20 protein-coding genes are annotated in these 18,513 nt (G+C 40.2%); all 20 read left to right on the forward strand.

Translation table 11 applies throughout. The features are described 5' to 3' along the window. The first annotated feature begins 54 nt into the window (after nucleotides 1-54). The 20 genes from veg to M5A78_RS21745 all read left to right on the forward strand — a co-directional run bounded on the left by veg (nucleotide 55) and on the right by M5A78_RS21745 (nucleotide 18,416). Nucleotides 55-318: a biofilm formation stimulator Veg gene (gene veg, locus M5A78_RS21650; protein WP_007084178.1), complete on the forward strand. Its 264-nt coding sequence runs from the start codon at nucleotides 55-57 to the stop codon at nucleotides 316-318. A gap of 209 nt (nucleotides 319-527) precedes the next feature. Then, nucleotides 528-713: a small, acid-soluble spore protein, alpha/beta type gene (locus tag M5A78_RS21655; protein WP_248737359.1), complete on the forward strand. Its 186-nt coding sequence runs from the start codon at nucleotides 528-530 to the stop codon at nucleotides 711-713. Between the two features lie 251 nt (nucleotides 714-964). Continuing rightward, nucleotides 965-1,834, forward strand: a complete 870-nt coding sequence (gene ispE / locus M5A78_RS21660; RefSeq protein ID WP_248737360.1) for a 4-(cytidine 5'-diphospho)-2-C-methyl-D-erythritol kinase — start codon at nucleotides 965-967, stop codon at nucleotides 1,832-1,834. A gap of 56 nt (nucleotides 1,835-1,890) precedes the next feature. Next, nucleotides 1,891-2,718, forward strand: a complete 828-nt coding sequence (purR, locus tag M5A78_RS21665; protein ID WP_248737361.1) for a pur operon repressor — start codon at nucleotides 1,891-1,893, stop codon at nucleotides 2,716-2,718. A 1-nt stretch (nucleotide 2,719) separates the two neighbouring features. Beyond that, on the forward strand, nucleotides 2,720-3,094 hold the full coding sequence (ridA, locus tag M5A78_RS21670; protein ID WP_248737362.1) for a 2-iminobutanoate/2-iminopropanoate deaminase: 375 nt from the start codon (nucleotides 2,720-2,722) through the stop codon (nucleotides 3,092-3,094). A gap of 186 nt (nucleotides 3,095-3,280) precedes the next feature. Further along, entirely contained in the window at nucleotides 3,281-3,571 is a 291-nt protein-coding gene (gene spoVG, locus M5A78_RS21675) for a septation regulator SpoVG (protein ID WP_003347151.1), read from the forward strand. 222 nt (nucleotides 3,572-3,793) lie between these two features. Then, the gene (gene glmU / locus M5A78_RS21680) at nucleotides 3,794-5,167 is read left to right on the forward strand and encodes a bifunctional UDP-N-acetylglucosamine diphosphorylase/glucosamine-1-phosphate N-acetyltransferase GlmU (RefSeq protein ID WP_248737363.1); all 1,374 of its coding nucleotides are present in this window, start codon (nucleotides 3,794-3,796) and stop codon (nucleotides 5,165-5,167) included. A gap of 23 nt (nucleotides 5,168-5,190) precedes the next feature. Further along, nucleotides 5,191-6,147: a ribose-phosphate diphosphokinase gene (locus M5A78_RS21685; protein WP_248737364.1), complete on the forward strand. Its 957-nt coding sequence runs from the start codon at nucleotides 5,191-5,193 to the stop codon at nucleotides 6,145-6,147. 162 nt (nucleotides 6,148-6,309) lie between these two features. Next, nucleotides 6,310-6,945 (forward strand): 50S ribosomal protein L25/general stress protein Ctc, encoded by a 636-nt coding sequence (locus M5A78_RS21690; protein ID WP_248737365.1) that lies wholly within the window; start codon nucleotides 6,310-6,312, stop codon nucleotides 6,943-6,945. 131 nt (nucleotides 6,946-7,076) lie between these two features. Further along, nucleotides 7,077-7,640, forward strand: coding sequence for an aminoacyl-tRNA hydrolase (pth, locus tag M5A78_RS21695; RefSeq protein ID WP_248737390.1), 564 nt, complete (start codon nucleotides 7,077-7,079; stop codon nucleotides 7,638-7,640). Between the two features lie 149 nt (nucleotides 7,641-7,789). Further along, nucleotides 7,790-8,020 (forward strand): anti-sigma-F factor Fin family protein, encoded by a 231-nt coding sequence (locus M5A78_RS21700; RefSeq protein ID WP_248737366.1) that lies wholly within the window; start codon nucleotides 7,790-7,792, stop codon nucleotides 8,018-8,020. A 277-nt stretch (nucleotides 8,021-8,297) separates the two neighbouring features. After that, entirely contained in the window at nucleotides 8,298-11,840 is a 3,543-nt protein-coding gene (mfd, locus tag M5A78_RS21705) for a transcription-repair coupling factor (protein ID WP_248737367.1), read from the forward strand. Nucleotides 11,841-12,063: 223 nt separating this feature from the next. Beyond that, the gene (gene spoVT, locus M5A78_RS21710; protein ID WP_319942324.1) at nucleotides 12,064-12,600 is read left to right on the forward strand and encodes a stage V sporulation protein T; all 537 of its coding nucleotides are present in this window, start codon (nucleotides 12,064-12,066) and stop codon (nucleotides 12,598-12,600) included. A 142-nt stretch (nucleotides 12,601-12,742) separates the two neighbouring features. Continuing rightward, entirely contained in the window at nucleotides 12,743-14,368 is a 1,626-nt protein-coding gene (locus tag M5A78_RS21715) for a putative polysaccharide biosynthesis protein (RefSeq protein ID WP_319942325.1), read from the forward strand. A gap of 165 nt (nucleotides 14,369-14,533) precedes the next feature. Further along, the gene (locus M5A78_RS21720; RefSeq protein ID WP_248737368.1) at nucleotides 14,534-16,000 is read left to right on the forward strand and encodes a bifunctional methyltransferase/pyrophosphohydrolase YabN; all 1,467 of its coding nucleotides are present in this window, start codon (nucleotides 14,534-14,536) and stop codon (nucleotides 15,998-16,000) included. A gap of 93 nt (nucleotides 16,001-16,093) precedes the next feature. Beyond that, nucleotides 16,094-16,372 carry an RNA-binding S4 domain-containing protein gene (locus M5A78_RS21725; protein WP_248737369.1) on the forward strand — a complete coding sequence of 93 codons (279 nt, stop codon included), beginning with the start codon at nucleotides 16,094-16,096 and terminating at the stop codon, nucleotides 16,370-16,372. 180 nt (nucleotides 16,373-16,552) lie between these two features. Continuing rightward, nucleotides 16,553-16,855, forward strand: coding sequence for a sporulation protein YabP (yabP, locus tag M5A78_RS21730; RefSeq protein ID WP_248737370.1), 303 nt, complete (start codon nucleotides 16,553-16,555; stop codon nucleotides 16,853-16,855). Next, on the forward strand, nucleotides 16,852-17,484 hold the full coding sequence (gene yabQ / locus M5A78_RS21735; RefSeq protein ID WP_248737371.1) for a spore cortex biosynthesis protein YabQ: 633 nt from the start codon (nucleotides 16,852-16,854) through the stop codon (nucleotides 17,482-17,484). The genes yabP and yabQ overlap by 4 nt, the downstream gene beginning before the upstream one ends. Before the next feature lie 15 nt (nucleotides 17,485-17,499). Then, on the forward strand, nucleotides 17,500-17,883 hold the full coding sequence (locus tag M5A78_RS21740; RefSeq protein ID WP_248737372.1) for an FtsB family cell division protein: 384 nt from the start codon (nucleotides 17,500-17,502) through the stop codon (nucleotides 17,881-17,883). Between the two features lie 95 nt (nucleotides 17,884-17,978). Next, nucleotides 17,979-18,416 (forward strand): S1 domain-containing RNA-binding protein, encoded by a 438-nt coding sequence (locus M5A78_RS21745; RefSeq protein ID WP_248737373.1) that lies wholly within the window; start codon nucleotides 17,979-17,981, stop codon nucleotides 18,414-18,416. Nucleotides 18,417-18,513: the final 97 nt, after the last annotated feature.

Below are 18,513 nucleotides of genomic sequence, written 5' to 3' on the forward strand. Positions count from 1 at the left end.
TTGTTTGACAAAACTATGTCAGCGTGTTATACTTTACATAGTGAGGTGGACCGAATGCCAAAAACCTTAGCCGATATTAAAAAGGCTCTCGACACAAATTTAGGGAAAAGGTTGTTGCTGAAAGCAAACGGAGGACGAAGGAAAACAATCGAACGTTCCGGTGTTTTAGCGGAAACTTACCCATCTGTTTTTGTTATTGAGTTAGATCAAGATGAAAATTCATTCGAACGTGTTTCTTACAGCTACGCAGATGTATTAACAGAAACAGTTCAAATTACATTCTATGATGATGCAGCAGGACATGTGGCTTTAAGCTAGTATATAAGCAATGACAGGCAGTAAACATAACGTTTACTGCCTTTTGCTATCTTAAAACAGAAAGTATAAATTTTGACTTTGAGGATTGTCTAGCTTCAGCAAGTCCATACGCCGATAGGCGGGCGCCTTGCGCTTTTCTTATTTGGATATTATGAAAATCCGTTTTTACCTCATACTAAGAATACTGTGGTAAGAAAGGGGCTGTTTAGATGGGTAGAAGAAGAGGAATCATGTCTGAAAGGTTTAAAGAGGAGCTTGCAAAAGAACTTGGCTTTTACGATGTGGTTCAAAAAGAGGGATGGGGCGGCATCCGGGCAAGGGATGCAGGGAATATGGTGAAGCGTGCTATTGAACTTGCGGAAGAGCAACTGGCCAATCAGAAGCCGAAGTCTTAAGTCCTAAAGAAGGGCACTACCGTTTTAAATTTAAACAAATCTTTACCACAGTCAGGCCAGCTTGGGGATTCCTATCCCTGCTGGCCTTTTCATTTAACTCCATCTCCAAAATTTTGCTTTTTTCTAAACAAAACTAATGATAAAATATTAAATTTGTTAGGATATATAATATCTCACGTCTTACATTAATAGTTTTGTGGTAAAATAGGACAAAATGTGGAATTTGGAATTAACTAAAGTAGGTGGACGTAGTGAAGCTTTTAGTCAAGGCACCGGCCAAGATAAATTTAGCATTAGATGTTTTACATAAACGTTCCGATGGCTTCCATGAGGTGGAAATGATTATGACCACGATTGATTTGGCAGACCGGGTGGAACTAACCTTATTAAATCACGATAAAATACATATTCTCTCCCATAATCGCTACGTACCGGATGATCAGCGAAACTTAGCCTATCAAGCGGCACAGCTTTTAAAAGATCGGTTTCAAGTTAAAAAAGGCGTAATGATTGCCATTGAAAAAACGATTCCCGTTGCAGCGGGGCTTGCTGGAGGGAGCAGTGATGCTGCTGCCACCTTAAGAGGGCTAAATAAACTCTGGGACCTTGGTTTAACTTTAGACGAATTAGCAGAGCTTGGCTCAGAAATCGGATCGGATGTTTCTTTTTGCGTTTATGGAGGCACTGCATTGGCGAAGGGAAGAGGAGAAATCATCACTGAACTTCCTGCACCGCCAACATGCTGGGTTATCCTTGCAAAACCATTCATCGGAGTATCAACAGCAGAGGTTTATCGCCGACTTGATATAAAGGGAATGAACCATCCTGACATTTATGGGATGATTGGAGCTATTAACAATCACGACTATCAAAAGGTATGCAGGAAGGTCGGGAACGTTTTAGAGGATGTTACCTTAAGCCTTCACCCTGAAGTGGCGCAAATAAAGGAGCAAATGAAGCGTTTTGGAGCAGATGCCGTTTTAATGAGCGGCAGCGGCCCAACTGTTTTTGGGATCGTTCAGCATGATTCCAGAATGCACCGCATCTATAATGGACTAAGAGGATTCTGTGATCAGGTATTCGCTGTCCGGATGCTCGGAGAACGACATACACTTGATTGAAAACGAACAATAATGCTATTATTAAATAAGAATATTCGGTTTTTTGGAGGGTGTTTATGAAGTTTCGCCGCAGTGAACGTTTGATTGATATGACTAATTATTTATTGGACCATCCTCGCCAGTTAGTACCACTGACGTTTTTTGCTGAGCGTTATTCGTCTGCCAAGTCTTCTATCAGTGAAGACTTAGCTATTGTAAAGGAAACCTTTGAACAAAGAGGAATAGGCACATTGCAAACAGTACCAGGGGCTGCTGGCGGTGTTAAATTCTTTGTTAAGGTGAGTCAAGAAGAGGCAAAACCTTTTGTCGATGAATTGTGTGAATTAATTGGCAATGCGGATAGGCTGTTACCTGGAGGCTATTTATATTTAACTGATATTTTGGGCGACCCACAAGTTGTGCAACAGGCCGGGCGCATCATTGCTTCCGCCTATGCCGACGCTAAAATTGATGTGGTGATGACCGTTGCTACTAAAGGGATACCCCTTGCCTATGCGGTCGCGAGTCAGCTGAATGTCCCTGTTGTAATTGTCCGAAGGGATAATAAAGTCACGGAGGGGCCGACAGTAAGTATCAATTATGTTTCCGGTTCAACAAAAAGAATTCAAACAATGGTTCTTTCGAAAAAGAGCATGAAACAGAATTCTCGCGTTTTGATTGTTGATGATTTTATGAAGGCTGGCGGAACGGTAATGGGAATGATCAGTATGCTTGAGGAATTTAATTCACATCTCGCAGGGATTGCCGTGTTAGTAGAGGCTGAAAAAATCCAAGAACGGTTAGTGGATGAATATTTATCTCTCGTTCAATTGTCAGACGTGGACGTGAAAGAGAAGAAGATTAAGGTAGAATCGGGAAATTATCTCAACAAATGGAGGGGTTGACATGAAAGCCATTCAAACGAATCAAGCACCGGCTGCTATTGGGCCTTATTCGCAAGGAATTGTAGTGAATAACCTATTTTATAGTTCTGGACAAATTCCGTTAACAGCTGAAGGAACTATGGTTACAGGAGATATTAAAGTCCAGACCCAACAGGTGTTTCAAAATTTGCAAGCTGTGCTTAGTGAAGCGGGCGCTTCCTTTGAAACAGTTATAAAGGCAACTGTGTTTATTAAAGATATGAATGATTTTGCTGCAGTAAATGAAGTGTATGGTAAATATTTCAATGTACATAAACCAGCCCGCTCTTGTGTAGAGGTTGCCCGTTTGCCGAAAGATGCTTTGGTTGAAATTGAAGTTGTCGCCCTTGTGAAGTAAACGGACGATTTTTATCTCAATATATGTTCTCAAAACTCCTGCGTTGTCAGTGAATGTCCATTTTTTACAAAAGTTCACTATTTCGCCCTAATTTTTCTAAAATATTTTGAATATAAAGAAGGATTCCTGAATAAAATGTTGAATTTATTTATTTAGCATTTTATCTAACAAAAAGGGTGTGAGCACATGGAAGTAACTGACGTAAGATTACGCCGGGTTAATACGGATGGACGCATGAGAGCGATTGCATCGATCACATTGGATAATGAATTTGTCGTTCATGATATTCGTGTTATCGACGGTAACAACGGTTTATTTGTAGCTATGCCAAGCAAACGTACTCCAGATGGAGAATTTCGTGACATTGCGCATCCAATCAATTCAGGAACACGCGGTAAAATCCAAGAAGCTGTTTTGGCTGAGTACCACCGTTTAGGTGAATTGGAAGTAGAATTTGAAGAAGCCGGAGCTTCCTAAGGATTTTAACAACTAGGGCCTTTCTTCTCCAGTAAGGCTCTTTTTATTGTTTACAATTAACAGGATCGACCTAGCCACTGCTCCTCTAACCCCCCTTTCGCTGTTCTCCTCAAAAAAATTCAAAATTACAAAAAAAAAACACTTATGTTTCATTCCTTGAAAAGAGAGCCCATTTACGTTAATATTTTTAATGGATAAAAAGGTTAAATTGGAGGACTGAACATGCATAATCGTTATGCTGTGATTTTGGCCGCAGGGCAAGGGACGCGGATGAAATCTAAGCTGTATAAAGTATTACACTCAGTTTGCGGCAAACCAATGGTTCAGCATGTTGTTGATCAAATAACATCGCTTCATATTCAGGAAATGGTTACCATTATTGGCCATGGTGCTGAAAAGGTGCAAGCCCAATTAGGTGACAGCAGTCTTTATGCTTTGCAGGATAAGCAATTGGGTACGGCCCATGCTGTCATGCAAGCAGGGAGTATTCTTGATGGCAAAGAGGGCGTAACCATTGTTGTTTGCGGTGATACCCCTTTAATAAAGGCGGAAACGATGGAGTCCCTTTTTAAACATCATGAAGAATTAAAGGCAAAAGCTACAATCCTCACAGCAAAAATAGATGACCCAACAGGGTATGGCCGGATTATTCGAGATGAAAACGGTCTCGTAGAAAAAATTGTTGAGCATAAGGATGCAACAGATGGTGAACGGAAAATAAATGAAATTAATACAGGTACTTATTGCTTTGACAATCAGGCTTTATTTCATGCCTTAAGGAATGTTTCGAATGACAATGTTCAGGGCGAATACTATCTACCGGATGTTATTGAAATCCTTAAAAAACAGGGTGAAGTTGTCACAGCTTTCCAAACCATTGATTTTGCAGAAACTCTAGGTGTAAATGACCGGGTTGCCTTGGCAGAAGCAGAGCGCATCATGCGGAACCGGACGAATGAGGCCCACATGCGTAATGGGGTAACCATTATTGATCCTCTGAACACATACATTGAAACGGATGTCGAAATTGGACAGGATACTGTTATCTATCCAGGAACGATGATAAAAGGTAAAACAATTATCGGTTCTGACTGTCAAATTGGCCCAAACACAGAAATTGATTCATGTAAAATTGGTAATGACAGCGTTGTTCGTCAATCGGCTGCCTATGATAGCTCGATTGGTGCCTATGTTAATATCGGACCATTCGCCCATATCAGACCGGACTCAACGATAAATGATGAGGTGAAAATTGGCAACTTCGTCGAAATCAAGAAAGCTGTTTTCGGAAAAGGAAGCAAGGCATCACATTTAAGCTATATTGGCGATGCTGAGGTTGGCAGTGATGTAAACATTGGCTGCGGTTCAATTACAGTGAATTACGACGGCAAAAATAAATACTTAACAAAAATTGAAGATGGTGTCTTTATCGGCTGTAACTCAAATTTAGTTGCCCCTGTCTCAATTGGTAAGGGCGCATACGTGGCTGCCGGTTCAACGATAACTAAAAATGTACCAAGTGAAGCTTTATCCATTGCACGTGCACAGCAAGTCAATAAGGAAAATTACGTACAGAAGCTTAATTTAAAGAAATAAGCAAAAATAATTGGAGGGCCATCATGTCAAATCAATATTTAGATCCGAACTTAAAGGTATTCAGTTTAAACTCAAATATTCCTCTTGCTCAAGAAATCGCAAAGGTTATTGGAGTGGAACTCGGAAAATGCTCAGTCTCAAAGTTTAGTGATGGAGAAATCCAAATTAATATTGAAGAAAGTATCCGTGGCTGTGATGTTTATGTTATTCAATCGACCAGTTTACCTGTAAATGACAATATTATGGAATTGTTAATCATGATTGATGCCTTAAAAAGGGCGTCGGCGAAAACCATTAATATTGTTATGCCTTACTATGGCTATGCGCGTCAGGATCGGAAAGCACGTGCCCGTGAACCAATTACCGCTAAATTAGTAGCAAACCTGCTCGAGACTGCTGGGGCAACCAGGGTGATTTGTCTTGATTTGCATGCACCACAAATTCAAGGATTCTTTGATATTCCTATTGACCACTTGATGGGCGTGCCGATTTTATCAGAGTACTTTAAAAACAAGGAATTAAATGGTGACATCGTGATTGTTTCTCCAGATCATGGTGGGGTAACAAGAGCGAGGAAAATGGCAGAGCGCTTAAAAGCACCGATTGCGATTATCGATAAACGCCGTCCAAGACCGAATGTGGCAGAAGTCATGAATATCGTCGGTAACATTGAAGGAAAAGTAGCCATTTTGATCGATGATATCATTGATACGGCAGGAACGATTACTCTTGCAGCCAACGCTTTGGTTGAAAATGGGGCTAGTGAAGTGTATGCATGCTGTACACACCCTGTCTTAAGCGGACCGGCAATTGAAAGAATACAAAACTCAAAAATAAAAGAATTAGTCGTTACGAATTCTATTCCTCTTCCAGAAGAGAAAAAGGCTGATAAAATTATTCACCTATCGGTTGCACCGTTAATCGGTGAAGCGATTATTCGTGTCCACGAAGAACAATCTGTAAGCACTTTGTTTGATTAATAGAAAAGCGGAAGCGTCCATTTTAAGAAGTAACTAGTCTCTGGACGCTAGAGCTGGACAATTATCAAAGTCAAAATTACTTTCTTATCATAAAAAATGATTAGACCTTCCTATTTTAGGGCATTTTTATATAGACATTAAAATAGGAAGGTGACTAAACATATGAGTACTGTTTTACAAGCAAAGGAGCGGAAGGAGTTCCGTCATTCCGCGTTAAAGAAAATTAGAGATGATGGCAACATCCCTGCCGTTATTTATGGTGCAAGAGTTAATAGTAAACCAGTGTTTGTTAGTTCAGCCGATTTAACAAAAACGTTAAGGGCTGTTGGCAGAAATGGAGTCATTTCCCTAGATGTTGATGGTAGCAAGCAGGATGTAGTGCTAACTGATTTTCAAGAGGATTGTTTCAAAAAGGGAATCCTTCATGTTGATTTTCTAGCCGTAGATAAATCCTCGAAAATCAATGTCGATGTTAGACTTGTCCTTGTTGGCGAGGCTGCTGGAGTAAAAGATGGCGGGGTTCTGCAGCAGCCAGTTCACCAGCTATCGATTACTTCTACCCCAGATAATATTCCGCAGCAAATTGAAGTGGATATAACCAATCTACTGGTGGGGGAAACCTTATCGGTTGCTGATATTCTTTATCAAGGCTCTTTTACCATTAATCACGAAGAAGGGGAAGTTATTGCTTCGATTCTTCCTCCAAGGCAGGAAGTGGAGATTAACGCAGGTGAGCAGCAAGAAGAAGGCCATCCTGATAATGAAGAGGGAAGAGAAACAACTCCGATTGGAGAATAGAAAAGCAGACGTAACCTATTTAAGGTTACGTCTTTTGTCGCATTACAATATGAATTAATTTATACTATGGGAGACATACCATGTTTAGAAAAATCTTTAAGAGGTTGGCTGAACCGAAAGAGGTGGGGAATATGAAATTAATCGTTGGTTTAGGTAACCCTGGAAAGCAGTATGAACAAACAAGACACAATATTGGCTTTGAAGTCATTGATGCCTTATCAAGCCAATTGGCGATACCACTCACCCAGTCCAAATTTAAAGGACTTTATGGGGTTGGTTTTTTTAAAGGGGAAAAGGTTTTGTTGTTGAAGCCACTTACTTACATGAATTTATCTGGGGAATCGATTAGAGCAGTCATGGATTATTATCAAATAGATCTTGAAGACTTACTCGTTATTTATGATGACCTTGATCTACCTGTCGGGAAGATCCGGCTTCGTCAAAAAGGAAGTCCAGGCGGACATAACGGGATTAAGTCGACAGTGGCTCATCTGGGCTCCCAGCAATTTAACCGAATTAGGATAGGCATTGACCGCCCCGTAGCAGGGACCATAAGCGTACCTGATTATGTTCTCGGACGTTTTCGTAAGGATGAGATGGATTTCACCCAGGAGGCTGTAAGAAAGAGCGCTGAGGCATGCACAGCCTGGTTGGAAAAGCCATTCCTACAAGTAATGAATGAATACAATCAGTAATTGTTCATGATACTAGCATTTCTTTCATACAATAAAGCAAAACTGAAAATAGTAAGATTCAAGCTTATAGATAAGTGGTTAACCTAGTTGAATAAGTTCCTCCGGTAAGGTTCATACTAATAAGGAATCTTAGATTAGGGAGGGATTGCATGGCTATCCATTATCATTGTCACCATTGTGGTATAAAACTAGGTTCCATTGATAAAGCCTCGATACACTCAGAAACCCTTGGTCTTCATAAACTAACGGAACAAGAAAGACAGGAAATGGTTGTGTATGACTCAACCGGAGATATTCACATCACCGCCATTTGTGAAGACTGTCAGGAGGCTTTAGAACGGAGTCCTGATTACCATCAATATGATTTCATTATTCATTAACAAGCTGTATGGAAAAGGGGCGGAGCGCCGCAATAACGAATCATTTTATTTAATCTGAGCAAAAAATTAACATTTTTACTTAGAATAAGTAAAGTTCAGCTCTGCTTACACCGCCTTTAATATGTTAGGTTTGTTCTTTCAATAAGTTGATTTCCATAATAGATGGTGACGTGTACGCCATTTACGTTTTGGATTAAACTCCAAAACGTTTTTCTATTTATTATTTTCTACTATAACAATGCTATTATTATGAAATTTGAGAAAGGAGGAGAAACTCTTGGACGGATTAAAGTCCTTATTCCTTCAGCAGGAAGATGTCCACTCTGTTATTTCAGGAGTGGAGGAAGGGTTGAAGGAACAGTTGATTGCAGGCTTATCTGGCTCGTCTAGAACGGTGCTAACCGCGTCCATTTACGAACAGATGCAACGGCCCATCATACTGGTAACCCATAATCTATTACAAGCACAAAAACTTTATGATGATATTGTTAATCTATTAAGTGAGAAAGAAGTTTTTCTTTTCCCGGCAAATGAATTAATTGCTGCTGAGCTAAGTATTGCCAGTCCGGAACTAAAGGCTCAAAGAATAGAAGCATTAAACCACTGGAGTAAGCAAACCCTTGGTGTTTTAATTGTACCGATTGCAGGGTTAAAGAAAATCATTCCTCCCAAGGCATTATGGAAACAATATCAGCTGTCAATAAAATTAGGGGAAGAAATAGATAGTGATAAGCTATTACCTACGTTTGTCAAAATGGGATATGTACGGGCGGAAATGGTTTCAACCCCAGGGGAATTCAGCGTCAGGGGCGGTATTATCGACATTTACCCTCTTACGGAAGCAAACCCGCTGAGAATTGAATTGTTTGACACGGAAGTTGAATCCATCCGTTATTTCTCTCTTGATGACCAGAGATCTAAAGAAAAGGTTAACGAGATTTTGATTGGACCAGCAACAGAAATCCTGCTAGAAGAGGAGGATTATAGCCAGATTATTGGCAAGATTGAAGAGGGCTTAGCTTATAGTCTTAGCAAACTTAAAAACGATAAAGATAAAATGCTGCTGACGCAAAATATCGCTCAAGAACTTGAACAGTTAAAAAACGGTCAAAAGCCTGATCAAGTATATAAATACTTATCACTAGCCTACGACCGGCCTACTAGTTTACTAGACTACCTTCCTAAGAATGGACTCGTGTTTATTGATGAAATTAGCAGGGTCCAAGAGATGAATGATTCCCTCATTAAAGAGGAGGCAGAATGGTATACCGGTTTACTTGCAGAAGGTAAGATCATCCATGATTTACACATTTCTCATGACTTGCCTGCGCTTTTGCAAAAAAAGGAATTCCCGACCCTTTATATGTCCTTGTTTTTACGGCATGTCGCCAATACAAGTCCGCAAAATATTATCAATATTTCCTGTAAACAAATGCAAAACTTCCATGGACAAATGCATGTATTAAAAGCGGAAATCGACAGGTGGAAAAAAGGTAATTATTCTATTTTATTTTTAGGAGCAGATGGAGAGCGGGTTAAAAAGCTCGAGCGCGTCCTCGAGGATTATGAGATTGATGGCAGTATTATTAAGGAAAATCAGCAGCTTTTACCAGGTAAAGTACAAATTATGAAGGGCAGTCTGCATTCGGGCTTTGAACTTTCCATCCAGAAAATAGCGGTTATCACCGAGGAAGAATTATTTAATAAACGTGTGAAAAAGTCTGCCAACCGGCAAAAGCTTTCCAATGCGGAACGAATAAAGAGTTATTCTGAGCTTAAAATTGGCGATTATGTGGTTCATGTCAATCATGGGATAGGTAAGTATTTAGGAATCGAAACGCTTGTTATTAATCGAATTCATAAAGATTATCTTCATATCCGTTATCAGGGGACAGATAAACTGTATGTGCCTGTTGAACAAATTGACCTTGTTCAGAAATATGTTGGTTCGGAAGGAAAAGAGCCAAAGGTCTATAAGCTCGGAGGCACCGATTGGAAAAAGGTAAAGAAGAAGGTTGAATCCTCGGTTCAAGATATTGCTGACGATTTAATTAAGTTATATGCAGAACGAGAAGCAGCTGTAGGCTACCCTTATTCGCCAGACGGGGATATGCAAAGGGAGTTTGAAACATCGTTCGCCTACCAAGAGACAGTGGATCAGCTTCGTTCGATTCATGAAATTAAAAAGGATATGGAAAGGCCACGCCCGATGGACCGCCTATTGTGCGGGGATGTTGGTTACGGAAAAACAGAGGTAGCAATCAGGGCTGCCTTCAAAGCGATTGCTGACGGAAAGCAGGTAGCATTCCTTGTGCCGACCACGATTTTGGCACAGCAGCATTTCGAAACATTAAGGGAACGCTTCCAGGATTATCCGATTAATATTGGCCTATTAAGCCGCTTCCGTTCCAAAAAGCAACAGACAGAAACAATGAAGGGCTTAAAGGCTGGGTCAGTCGATATTGTGGTCGGCACCCATCGCCTGCTTTCAAAGGATATTGTTTACCGTGATTTAGGGCTGTTAATTATCGACGAAGAGCAAAGATTTGGTGTTACTCACAAGGAGAAAATAAAGAAGTTAAAAACCAATGTCGATGTGTTAACATTGACGGCAACACCGATTCCAAGAACACTTCATATGTCGATGCTGGGTGTTAGAGATTTATCTGTCATTGAAACGCCACCGGAAAATCGCTTTCCTGTACAGACCTATGTAATGGAGTACAATGGATCACTGGTGCGGGAGGCAATCGAACGGGAACTTGCCCGTGACGGACAAGTCTACTTTTTATATAACAGGGTGGAAGATATTGAACGGAAGGCAGAGGAAATTTCCATGCTTGTCCCTGACGCCCGTGTGACGTGCGCCCACGGGCAGATGTCGGAAAATGAATTAGAATCGGTCATGATAAGTTTCTTGGCTGGCGAATTTGATGTCCTCGTGAGTACGACCATTATTGAAACGGGGGTTGATATTCCGAATGTCAATACCTTGATTGTTTTTGATGCGGACCGAATGGGACTTTCTCAGCTTTATCAGCTCCGCGGGCGCGTTGGTAGGTCCAATCGTGTAGCCTACGCCTATTTCACGTACCGAAAGGATAAAGTGTTAACCGAAGTCGCTGAAAAACGCCTCCAAGCCATTAAAGAGTTCACGGAATTAGGATCGGGCTTTAAAATTGCAATGCGTGATTTATCGATAAGGGGTGCAGGTAACTTATTAGGAGCCCAGCAGCACGGGTTTATTGATTCCGTCGGCTTTGACCTTTATTCACAAATGCTGAAGGAAGCGATTGAAGAACGAAAAGGAAAGCTGGGAGCTGAAACTGAAATAAAAAAATCAGTTGAAATTGATCTTGAGATTGATGCTTATATTCCGGATACATACATAAAGGATGGGCATCAGAAGATTGAGATGTATAAACGGTTCAGGGGTTTATTGTCACTGGAGGATATTGAAGAGCTGCAAACGGAAATGCTTGACCGTTTTGGTGAATATCCGGATGAGGTTTCTTACTTGTTCCAAATTGCTGAAATGAAGGTTTATGCCTTAAAAAATGGTGTTGATCAGATTAAACAAGCGAAGCAGGAGGTAACCATTTTAGTTGGTGACGAGGTTACAAAAACAATAGACGGAAGTAAAATCTTCCATATTGGCGGTCAATTTGGGAGAAATGTTAACCCTGGAATGGAAGGCTCTAGGCTAAAAATAGTCATTGGTATTAAGGAGTATAGGACAACACAATGGCTCCATGTGGCCCTTGAAATGATTAAAGGAATCCCTTTAGCTAAGAGAGGGCAGGAAAATCCTGTGAATTAGAAACATAAAAGTGAAAATAAGATGTTATTTTTCTGCCATAATGCCGCTATCGCTGGGAGCGTCCGCTTTTCTTTTTCTCAATATTTGTGAAAAAATATTCCGATTGTGTATAGAACTTTCCAGATGAAAGATACTAAGTTCAAAGTTGGTGATGAATTCAATAAAAGGAAGGATTATCATTACCAAGTTGAAAAATCATCAGATGAAAGTGAGGCAACATTGGATGAAAGCAACTGGAATAGTTCGTCGAATTGATGATTTGGGTCGTGTTGTCATTCCCAAAGAAATACGCAGAACACTGCGTATTCGCGAAGGGGATCCGTTAGAGATTTTTGTGGATCGTGACGGGGAAGTCATTTTAAAGAAGTATTCACCAATCAGCGAATTAAGCGATTTTGCCAAAGAATATGCAGAAGCCCTATTTGACAGCCTCGGTAATCCTGTTTTAATCTGTGATCGAGATACGTATATTGCCCTTGCTGGCAGTTCTAAAAAAGATTATTTAAATAAAAAAATCAGTGATTTAGTTGAAAAGTCAATGGAGGACCGTAACTCGATTCTTCATACCCAGCAAGGAGATATAGCTTTAGTTGATGGAAATGATGAAGCGGTATCTTCCTATACCATTGGGCCAATTATTGCAAATGGGGACCCAATTGGTGCAGTTATTATTTTCTCTAAAGAAGGAACATTAGGCGAAGTAGAACAAAAAGCTGTGGAAACAGCTGCAGGGTTCTTAGCAAGACAGATGGAGTCATAGTACATCGAACTTATCTATCGGAAAAAGGCAGCGTAAGCTGTCTTTTTTACTTTTTTATACATTAATAACTGTCTTGCTTCGTCGGTTCCGCTTTTCTATGTGCTATAATAACTGTCGAGTTTATATTTTAGTGGGTGAAGTAATGAATTCAATGAATTCCGTGAATCAATCGAAGGCACTGTTTAGAGGAGCCGCTATCCTAACCATTGCGGCGATAATTACAAAAATATTAAGTTCCTTTTACCGGATCCCTTTTCAAAACATCGTCGGGGATATTGGTTTTTATATCTATCAACAAGTATACCCGTTTTATGGGATGGCGATGATCCTGTCGACGACAGGCTTCCCGGTTGTGATTTCGAAGCTATATGCGGAGCAAAGGGAAAAAGGGGACGATGGAAAATCCCGTCTGCTTCTCCTCGTATCCTTTGTTTATTTACAGATAGTTGGCTTCCTTTGTTTTCTTATTCTTTATACCGGGTCCGATCAAATTGCACATTGGATGAACGACCCGCATCTATCGATATTATTAAGAGTTGTCTCGATTGTGTTTTTGACTTTTCCGATTGTTTCGCTCTTAAGAGGATATTATCAAGGTATTGGCGACATGGTCCCGACTGCTTTATCACAAGTTGGAGAACAAACGATCCGTGTCTTGACGATTATCTTTTTATCTTATTTGTTCATGCAAAAAGGGTATTCCCTCTATCTGGTCGGCGGCGGGGCAATGTTTGGCTCTATTACAGGAAGTATAATCTCCGGCCTTATTTTGTTTATGTTTTTATGGATACGTAAAGAATGGAAAGTAATCGCCCCAAGGCGGGGAATGTTTCAAAATTACTCTTTGGAAGCCATTCGGATTGTTAAGCTGCTCTCTTTTCAAGGGCTGATGATTTGTCTAAGCGGAATGCTAATCATATTTATGCAATTAGCGGATTCTCTAAATTTATATGCCTTATTGGTATCAAGCGGGATGGAACAAGATCTTGCCAAAAGCTTAAAGGGAGTCTTTGACCGCGGTCAGCCCCTAATTCAATTGGGGACAGTCGCTGCTACCTCCATGTCGTTAACACTTGTCCCGCTCATTAGCCGCGCACGATTAGCGGCAACACCAGAATTCTTAAATCACAAAGTTCAAGTGGCCGTTAAGGTAAGCGTGGTCATTGGACTGGGTGCGTCTGCAGGTTTGTGGGCTATTATCGAGCCTACCAATACCATGCTGTTTGAGAATGCAAATGGCTCATCGGTATTAGGAGTTCTTAGTTTTGTTATTCTATTTACTTCGATAATTTCAACCATCATCGCCATAATGCAGGGACTCGGTAGTCTGTTTTTTCCTGCATTAGCAGTGGTGGTGTCATTCCCGATTAAATATTTGTTAAATATTGTGTTCATCCCATTATTAGGAACAATGGGGGCCGCTGTTTCTACCCTGCTGGCTTTGGGGCTGGTAACAATCCTCCTATGTATTAAATTTAAAAAAATGATGCCAGTTCGGCTGTTAAAGATTCGTTTTTTAGGGATATTATTAACGGCGGCAATAACGATGGTTCTATTTTTAAAAGGCTATCTATTTTTGACTAATTATTTTATTGACAGGCTTGGGTCAGAACGGTTAGGGGCTGCCTTGCAATCCTTAAGTGCTGCTTCACTCGGAGGTGTGCTATTTTTAGTCATCATCTTTAGAGGGAACGTGTTTCTAGAGGAAGAACTAAGTTTATTCCCATTTGGAAGCAAACTAATTTATTTACTTAAAAAGAAAGTATAAAATTTTCGACTTCGAGAATTGTCTAGCTCCAGCGCCTAGCCCCTCGAGGTCACAAGCCAATCCGTCCAAAAGGTTAAAAAACAACCTTTCGGCCGGCTCGTCTTGTGCTTGACGGGGCTGAGCAAGGCGCTTGCGCTTTTCTCATGAAAGGACAGGAATTAACCAATGGTCAAAAAAATTGAAATTGTTGGGTTAGGAGCAGGTGACCTTGAGCAACTGCCGGTTGGAGTGTATAAGAAATTACTTCAAGCACGTCTGCTTTTTTTAAGGACAAAAGAACATCCAGTCATTTCTGAACTGGAAAAAGAAGGATTGAACTATATCTCCTTTGACAGTATCTATGAAAAATACGATCAGTTTGAGCAAGTATATGAGGAAATCGCCAGGACGTTATTGACAAGGGCACAAACTGAACCTGTAATTTATGCTGTTCCGGGACATCCGCTCGTTGCCGAGCGGACCGTACAGCTTCTTTTGGAATATGGTCCGAAGGAAGAAATTGAAATCATCATTGGCGGCGGGCAGAGCTTTATTGATGCCCTATTTGCTTCATTAAAAATTGACCCGATTGAAGGATTTCAATTGCTTGATGGCACAGCACTCCATGCTTGCCAGCTGCAAATAGATCAGCATATATTTATTAGTCAGGTATACGACCAATTCGTTGCTTCAAATGTAAAGTTAACCTTAATGGACAAATTACCGGATGATTACCAAGTGTATATCGTAACAGCAGCAGGAAGTAAAAATGAAATCATAGAAAAAGTGCCCTTGTATGAGTTAGATCGGAATGTATCCATCAACAACCTCACTTCGGTCTATGTCCCGCCAGTGACAGAAGATCAAATCTTGTTGAAAAATTTCTCCAAGCTGCGCGAGATTATTGCCGAATTAAGAGGTCCTAATGGCTGCCCATGGGATAAGGAACAAACCCATGAATCATTAAAAAGGTACTTAATTGAAGAAACCTATGAAGTCATTGAGGCCATTGATAACAAAGATATTGATCACCTAATTGAAGAACTTGGCGACGTCTTGCTGCAGGTAATGTTGCACGCACAAATTGGTGAGGACGATGGGTATTATTCCATTGATGATGTGATTGAAGGACTGTCCACTAAAATGATTCGCAGGCACCCCCATGTATTTGGGAATGTTAGTGCTGCAAATGCCGAAGAGGTCGTTTACAATTGGCAGGAAATTAAGAAACAGGAAAAAGGAGAAGCACCGGCTTCTTTCCTTGAGGGAGTCCCTAAATCCTTACCTAATTTGTTAAGGGCATATGAGCTGCAAATGAAAGCGGCAAAGGTTGGCTTTGACTGGCAGGAAATTACCCCTGCTTTGGCGAAAGTGAAGGAAGAGCTTAATGAATTTATCGATGAATTGGATGGAACCGTGGAAGGCCTCCTACGTGCAAAAAAGGAATTTGGTGATTTATTATTTGCTTTTGTCAATGTGGCAAGATTCTTAAAAATTCATCCGGAAGAAGCGTTATTTGAAACAAACGAAAAGTTTAGGCGCCGGTTTCAGTATATTGAAGGAAAAGTAAAGGCAAGCGGCAAGCCGTTTGAGGAATATACGCTTGAGGAGCTCGACCAGTTCTGGGACGAAGCAAAATCAACAGGATTATAAGGAAAGAGCAAAGTACATCAGCCGCTGGATCCGGACATTTCTCGAAGTGAAATGATAGTAACTCTAGTATTATAGAAAAGAGGGGAAGTTATCTTGCGTTTAGATAAGTTTTTAAAAGTATCAAGATTAATTAAACGGAGAACATTGGCCAAAGAGGTATCCGACCAAGGCAGGATTGAAATTAATGGAAAAGAGGCAAAGGCCAGTTCGACTGTAAAAGTGGGCGATGAATTAACGATTCGACTCGGGCAAAGAAAGGTGACTGCAAGAATTGACCGGATTCAAGAAATGTCTCGTAAAGAGGAAGCGGCAGAGATGTATACCATTTTGAAGGAAGAGAGACTTGGTTCAGTGGAAAACCCAACAGACTAAACGGAGTCTGTGTCTAGCTTGAGCGCCTGATCACTAAGGAAAGCTCCATAGATTAATCCTCGCAGGAACAAGCTGTGCTTGTTCCGAAGGCGCTTGCGCTTTTCGCTTTTTGTTCTATTTCAGACGTCTTTCACATACATTTTACAAAAAGGTTGTACAAATGATTGTGAGGGATGAAGGATGAGCCACTACTATGAGAACAATCCACCGAAAAGCAGTGTTCCAGATCATGATGTCATCATGAGAGGAAGAAAGCTTCTTGATATTACCGGGGTGAAGCAAGTAGAAAGCTTTGATAATGAGGAATTCTTATTGGAAACTTCGATGGGATTTTTGGCAATCAAAGGACAAAATCTGCAAATGAAGAATCTAGATGTTGAAAAAGGCATCGTTTCCATCAAAGGTAAGATTTTCGATTTAGTCTACTTAGATGAGCAGCATGGGGAGAAAGCTAAAGGCTTCTTTAGCAAGTTATTCCGATGACCCTTTCGACGCAATTTCTTACCATGCTTTCTATGATAGGAATGGGGTCATTGTTTGGCGTCATGTTTGATACGTATCAACGCTTTTTAAATCGGCCGAAACGAAAAATGTGGATTGTCTTCCTAAATGATTTGTTATTTTGGATCATCCAAGCTTTGCTTATTTTTTACACCTTATATACGGTTAATAATGGAGAATTGAGATTTTATATCTTTATCGCGCTTATTTGCGGGTTTGCAGCCTATCAGAGCTTGTTAAAAGGGATCTATCAGAGTTTGCTTGAGATGGTAATTGATACAATAATTTCCATTTCGAGATTTATGAAGAAAACCTTTCATCTCCTGGTTTATAAACCCGTACGTGGTCTTATTCATCTAGTGATGGCCATCATTCTTGTACTTGGCAGGGGACTTAAGACCCTTGTCAACTTTGCTTTAAAGGTTTTATTCTTTATACTAAAAGTATTTTTAATACCATTGCAAAAAATATTATTAATTTTATGGAAACTTTTGCCGAAAGGTCTTAAAAAAACCGTCGAGAAGTTATATAATAGAGCAGCAGGAAATTTTAAGAAAATCAGGAATTATATTAGTAAGTTAATTGATAGATGGAAAAAGAAAAAAGAGTGAGGAGGTTAACGGGAATTGGGAGCGGAACGAAAAAGAAATGTGTCAAAAATCCAGACAAGTTATGTCGAGCAGCAGGAATATGCGGAAATAGCATCAGCTAGAAAAAGGAAATTATTAATAAGGCGGCTCTCGCTATTTTTGGTATTTGCGAGCTTACTATCGTATCTGATGATTTCCAGTTATCTTTCCCAAACCACCAAACTTGATGCGAAAATTGCGCAAAAGAAGCAGATTGCTGGAGAACTGACGGAACTAAAAAAGCAGCAGGAAATTCTGAAAGAGGATATTATAAAGTTAAATGATGATGATTACATTGCCAAATTGGCAAGAAAAGAGTACTTTTTCTCAGAAAAAAATGAAATTATCTTTAATATCCCTAAAGAAAAGAAGGAAAAATGAACCAATGAGGCGTCTTATTGACACTGAATTTTTACTTTCTGTATAATATATAGTAAGATTGATTTTTTATCATTTTAAGGAGGAACATTCTTTTTATGTCAATTGAAGTAGGCAGCAAGTTACAAGGAAAGGTAACAGGGATTACAAATTTCGGAGCGTTTGTGGAGTTGCCTGATGGCTCAACAGGACTCGTACACATCAGTGAGGTTGCTGATAACTATGTGAAAGATATCAACGACCATCTTAAAGTTGGCGATCAAGTTGAGGTAAAAGTCATCAATGTTGAGAAAGATGGGAAAATAGGCCTATCGATTAAAAAGGCAAAGGATCGACCAGAGCCAGAAAGAAAACAACATTCGCACTCACACTCGCAACGACCTCGTCAAGGCAGAGCAAACGATCGTAATAATGCAAGACCAGAAAATTTTGAAACAAAAATGGCAAAATTCCTAAAAGATAGTGAGGATCGTTTATCTTCCTTAAAGCGTCATACGGAGTCCAAGCGCGGAGGAAGAGGAGCTAGACGGGGTTAACTTGTTGCTCGCTTTTAATCGGATAAGGCAGGTTTCACTTAATATCTTATAAACAGAGGCAGGTCTATATGACCTGCCTTTTTTGTTTTTGTATGGA

The organism is Neobacillus rhizosphaerae, assembly GCF_937468385.1.
Taxonomy (GTDB): domain Bacteria; phylum Bacillota; class Bacilli; order Bacillales; family Cytobacillaceae; genus Neobacillus; species Neobacillus rhizosphaerae.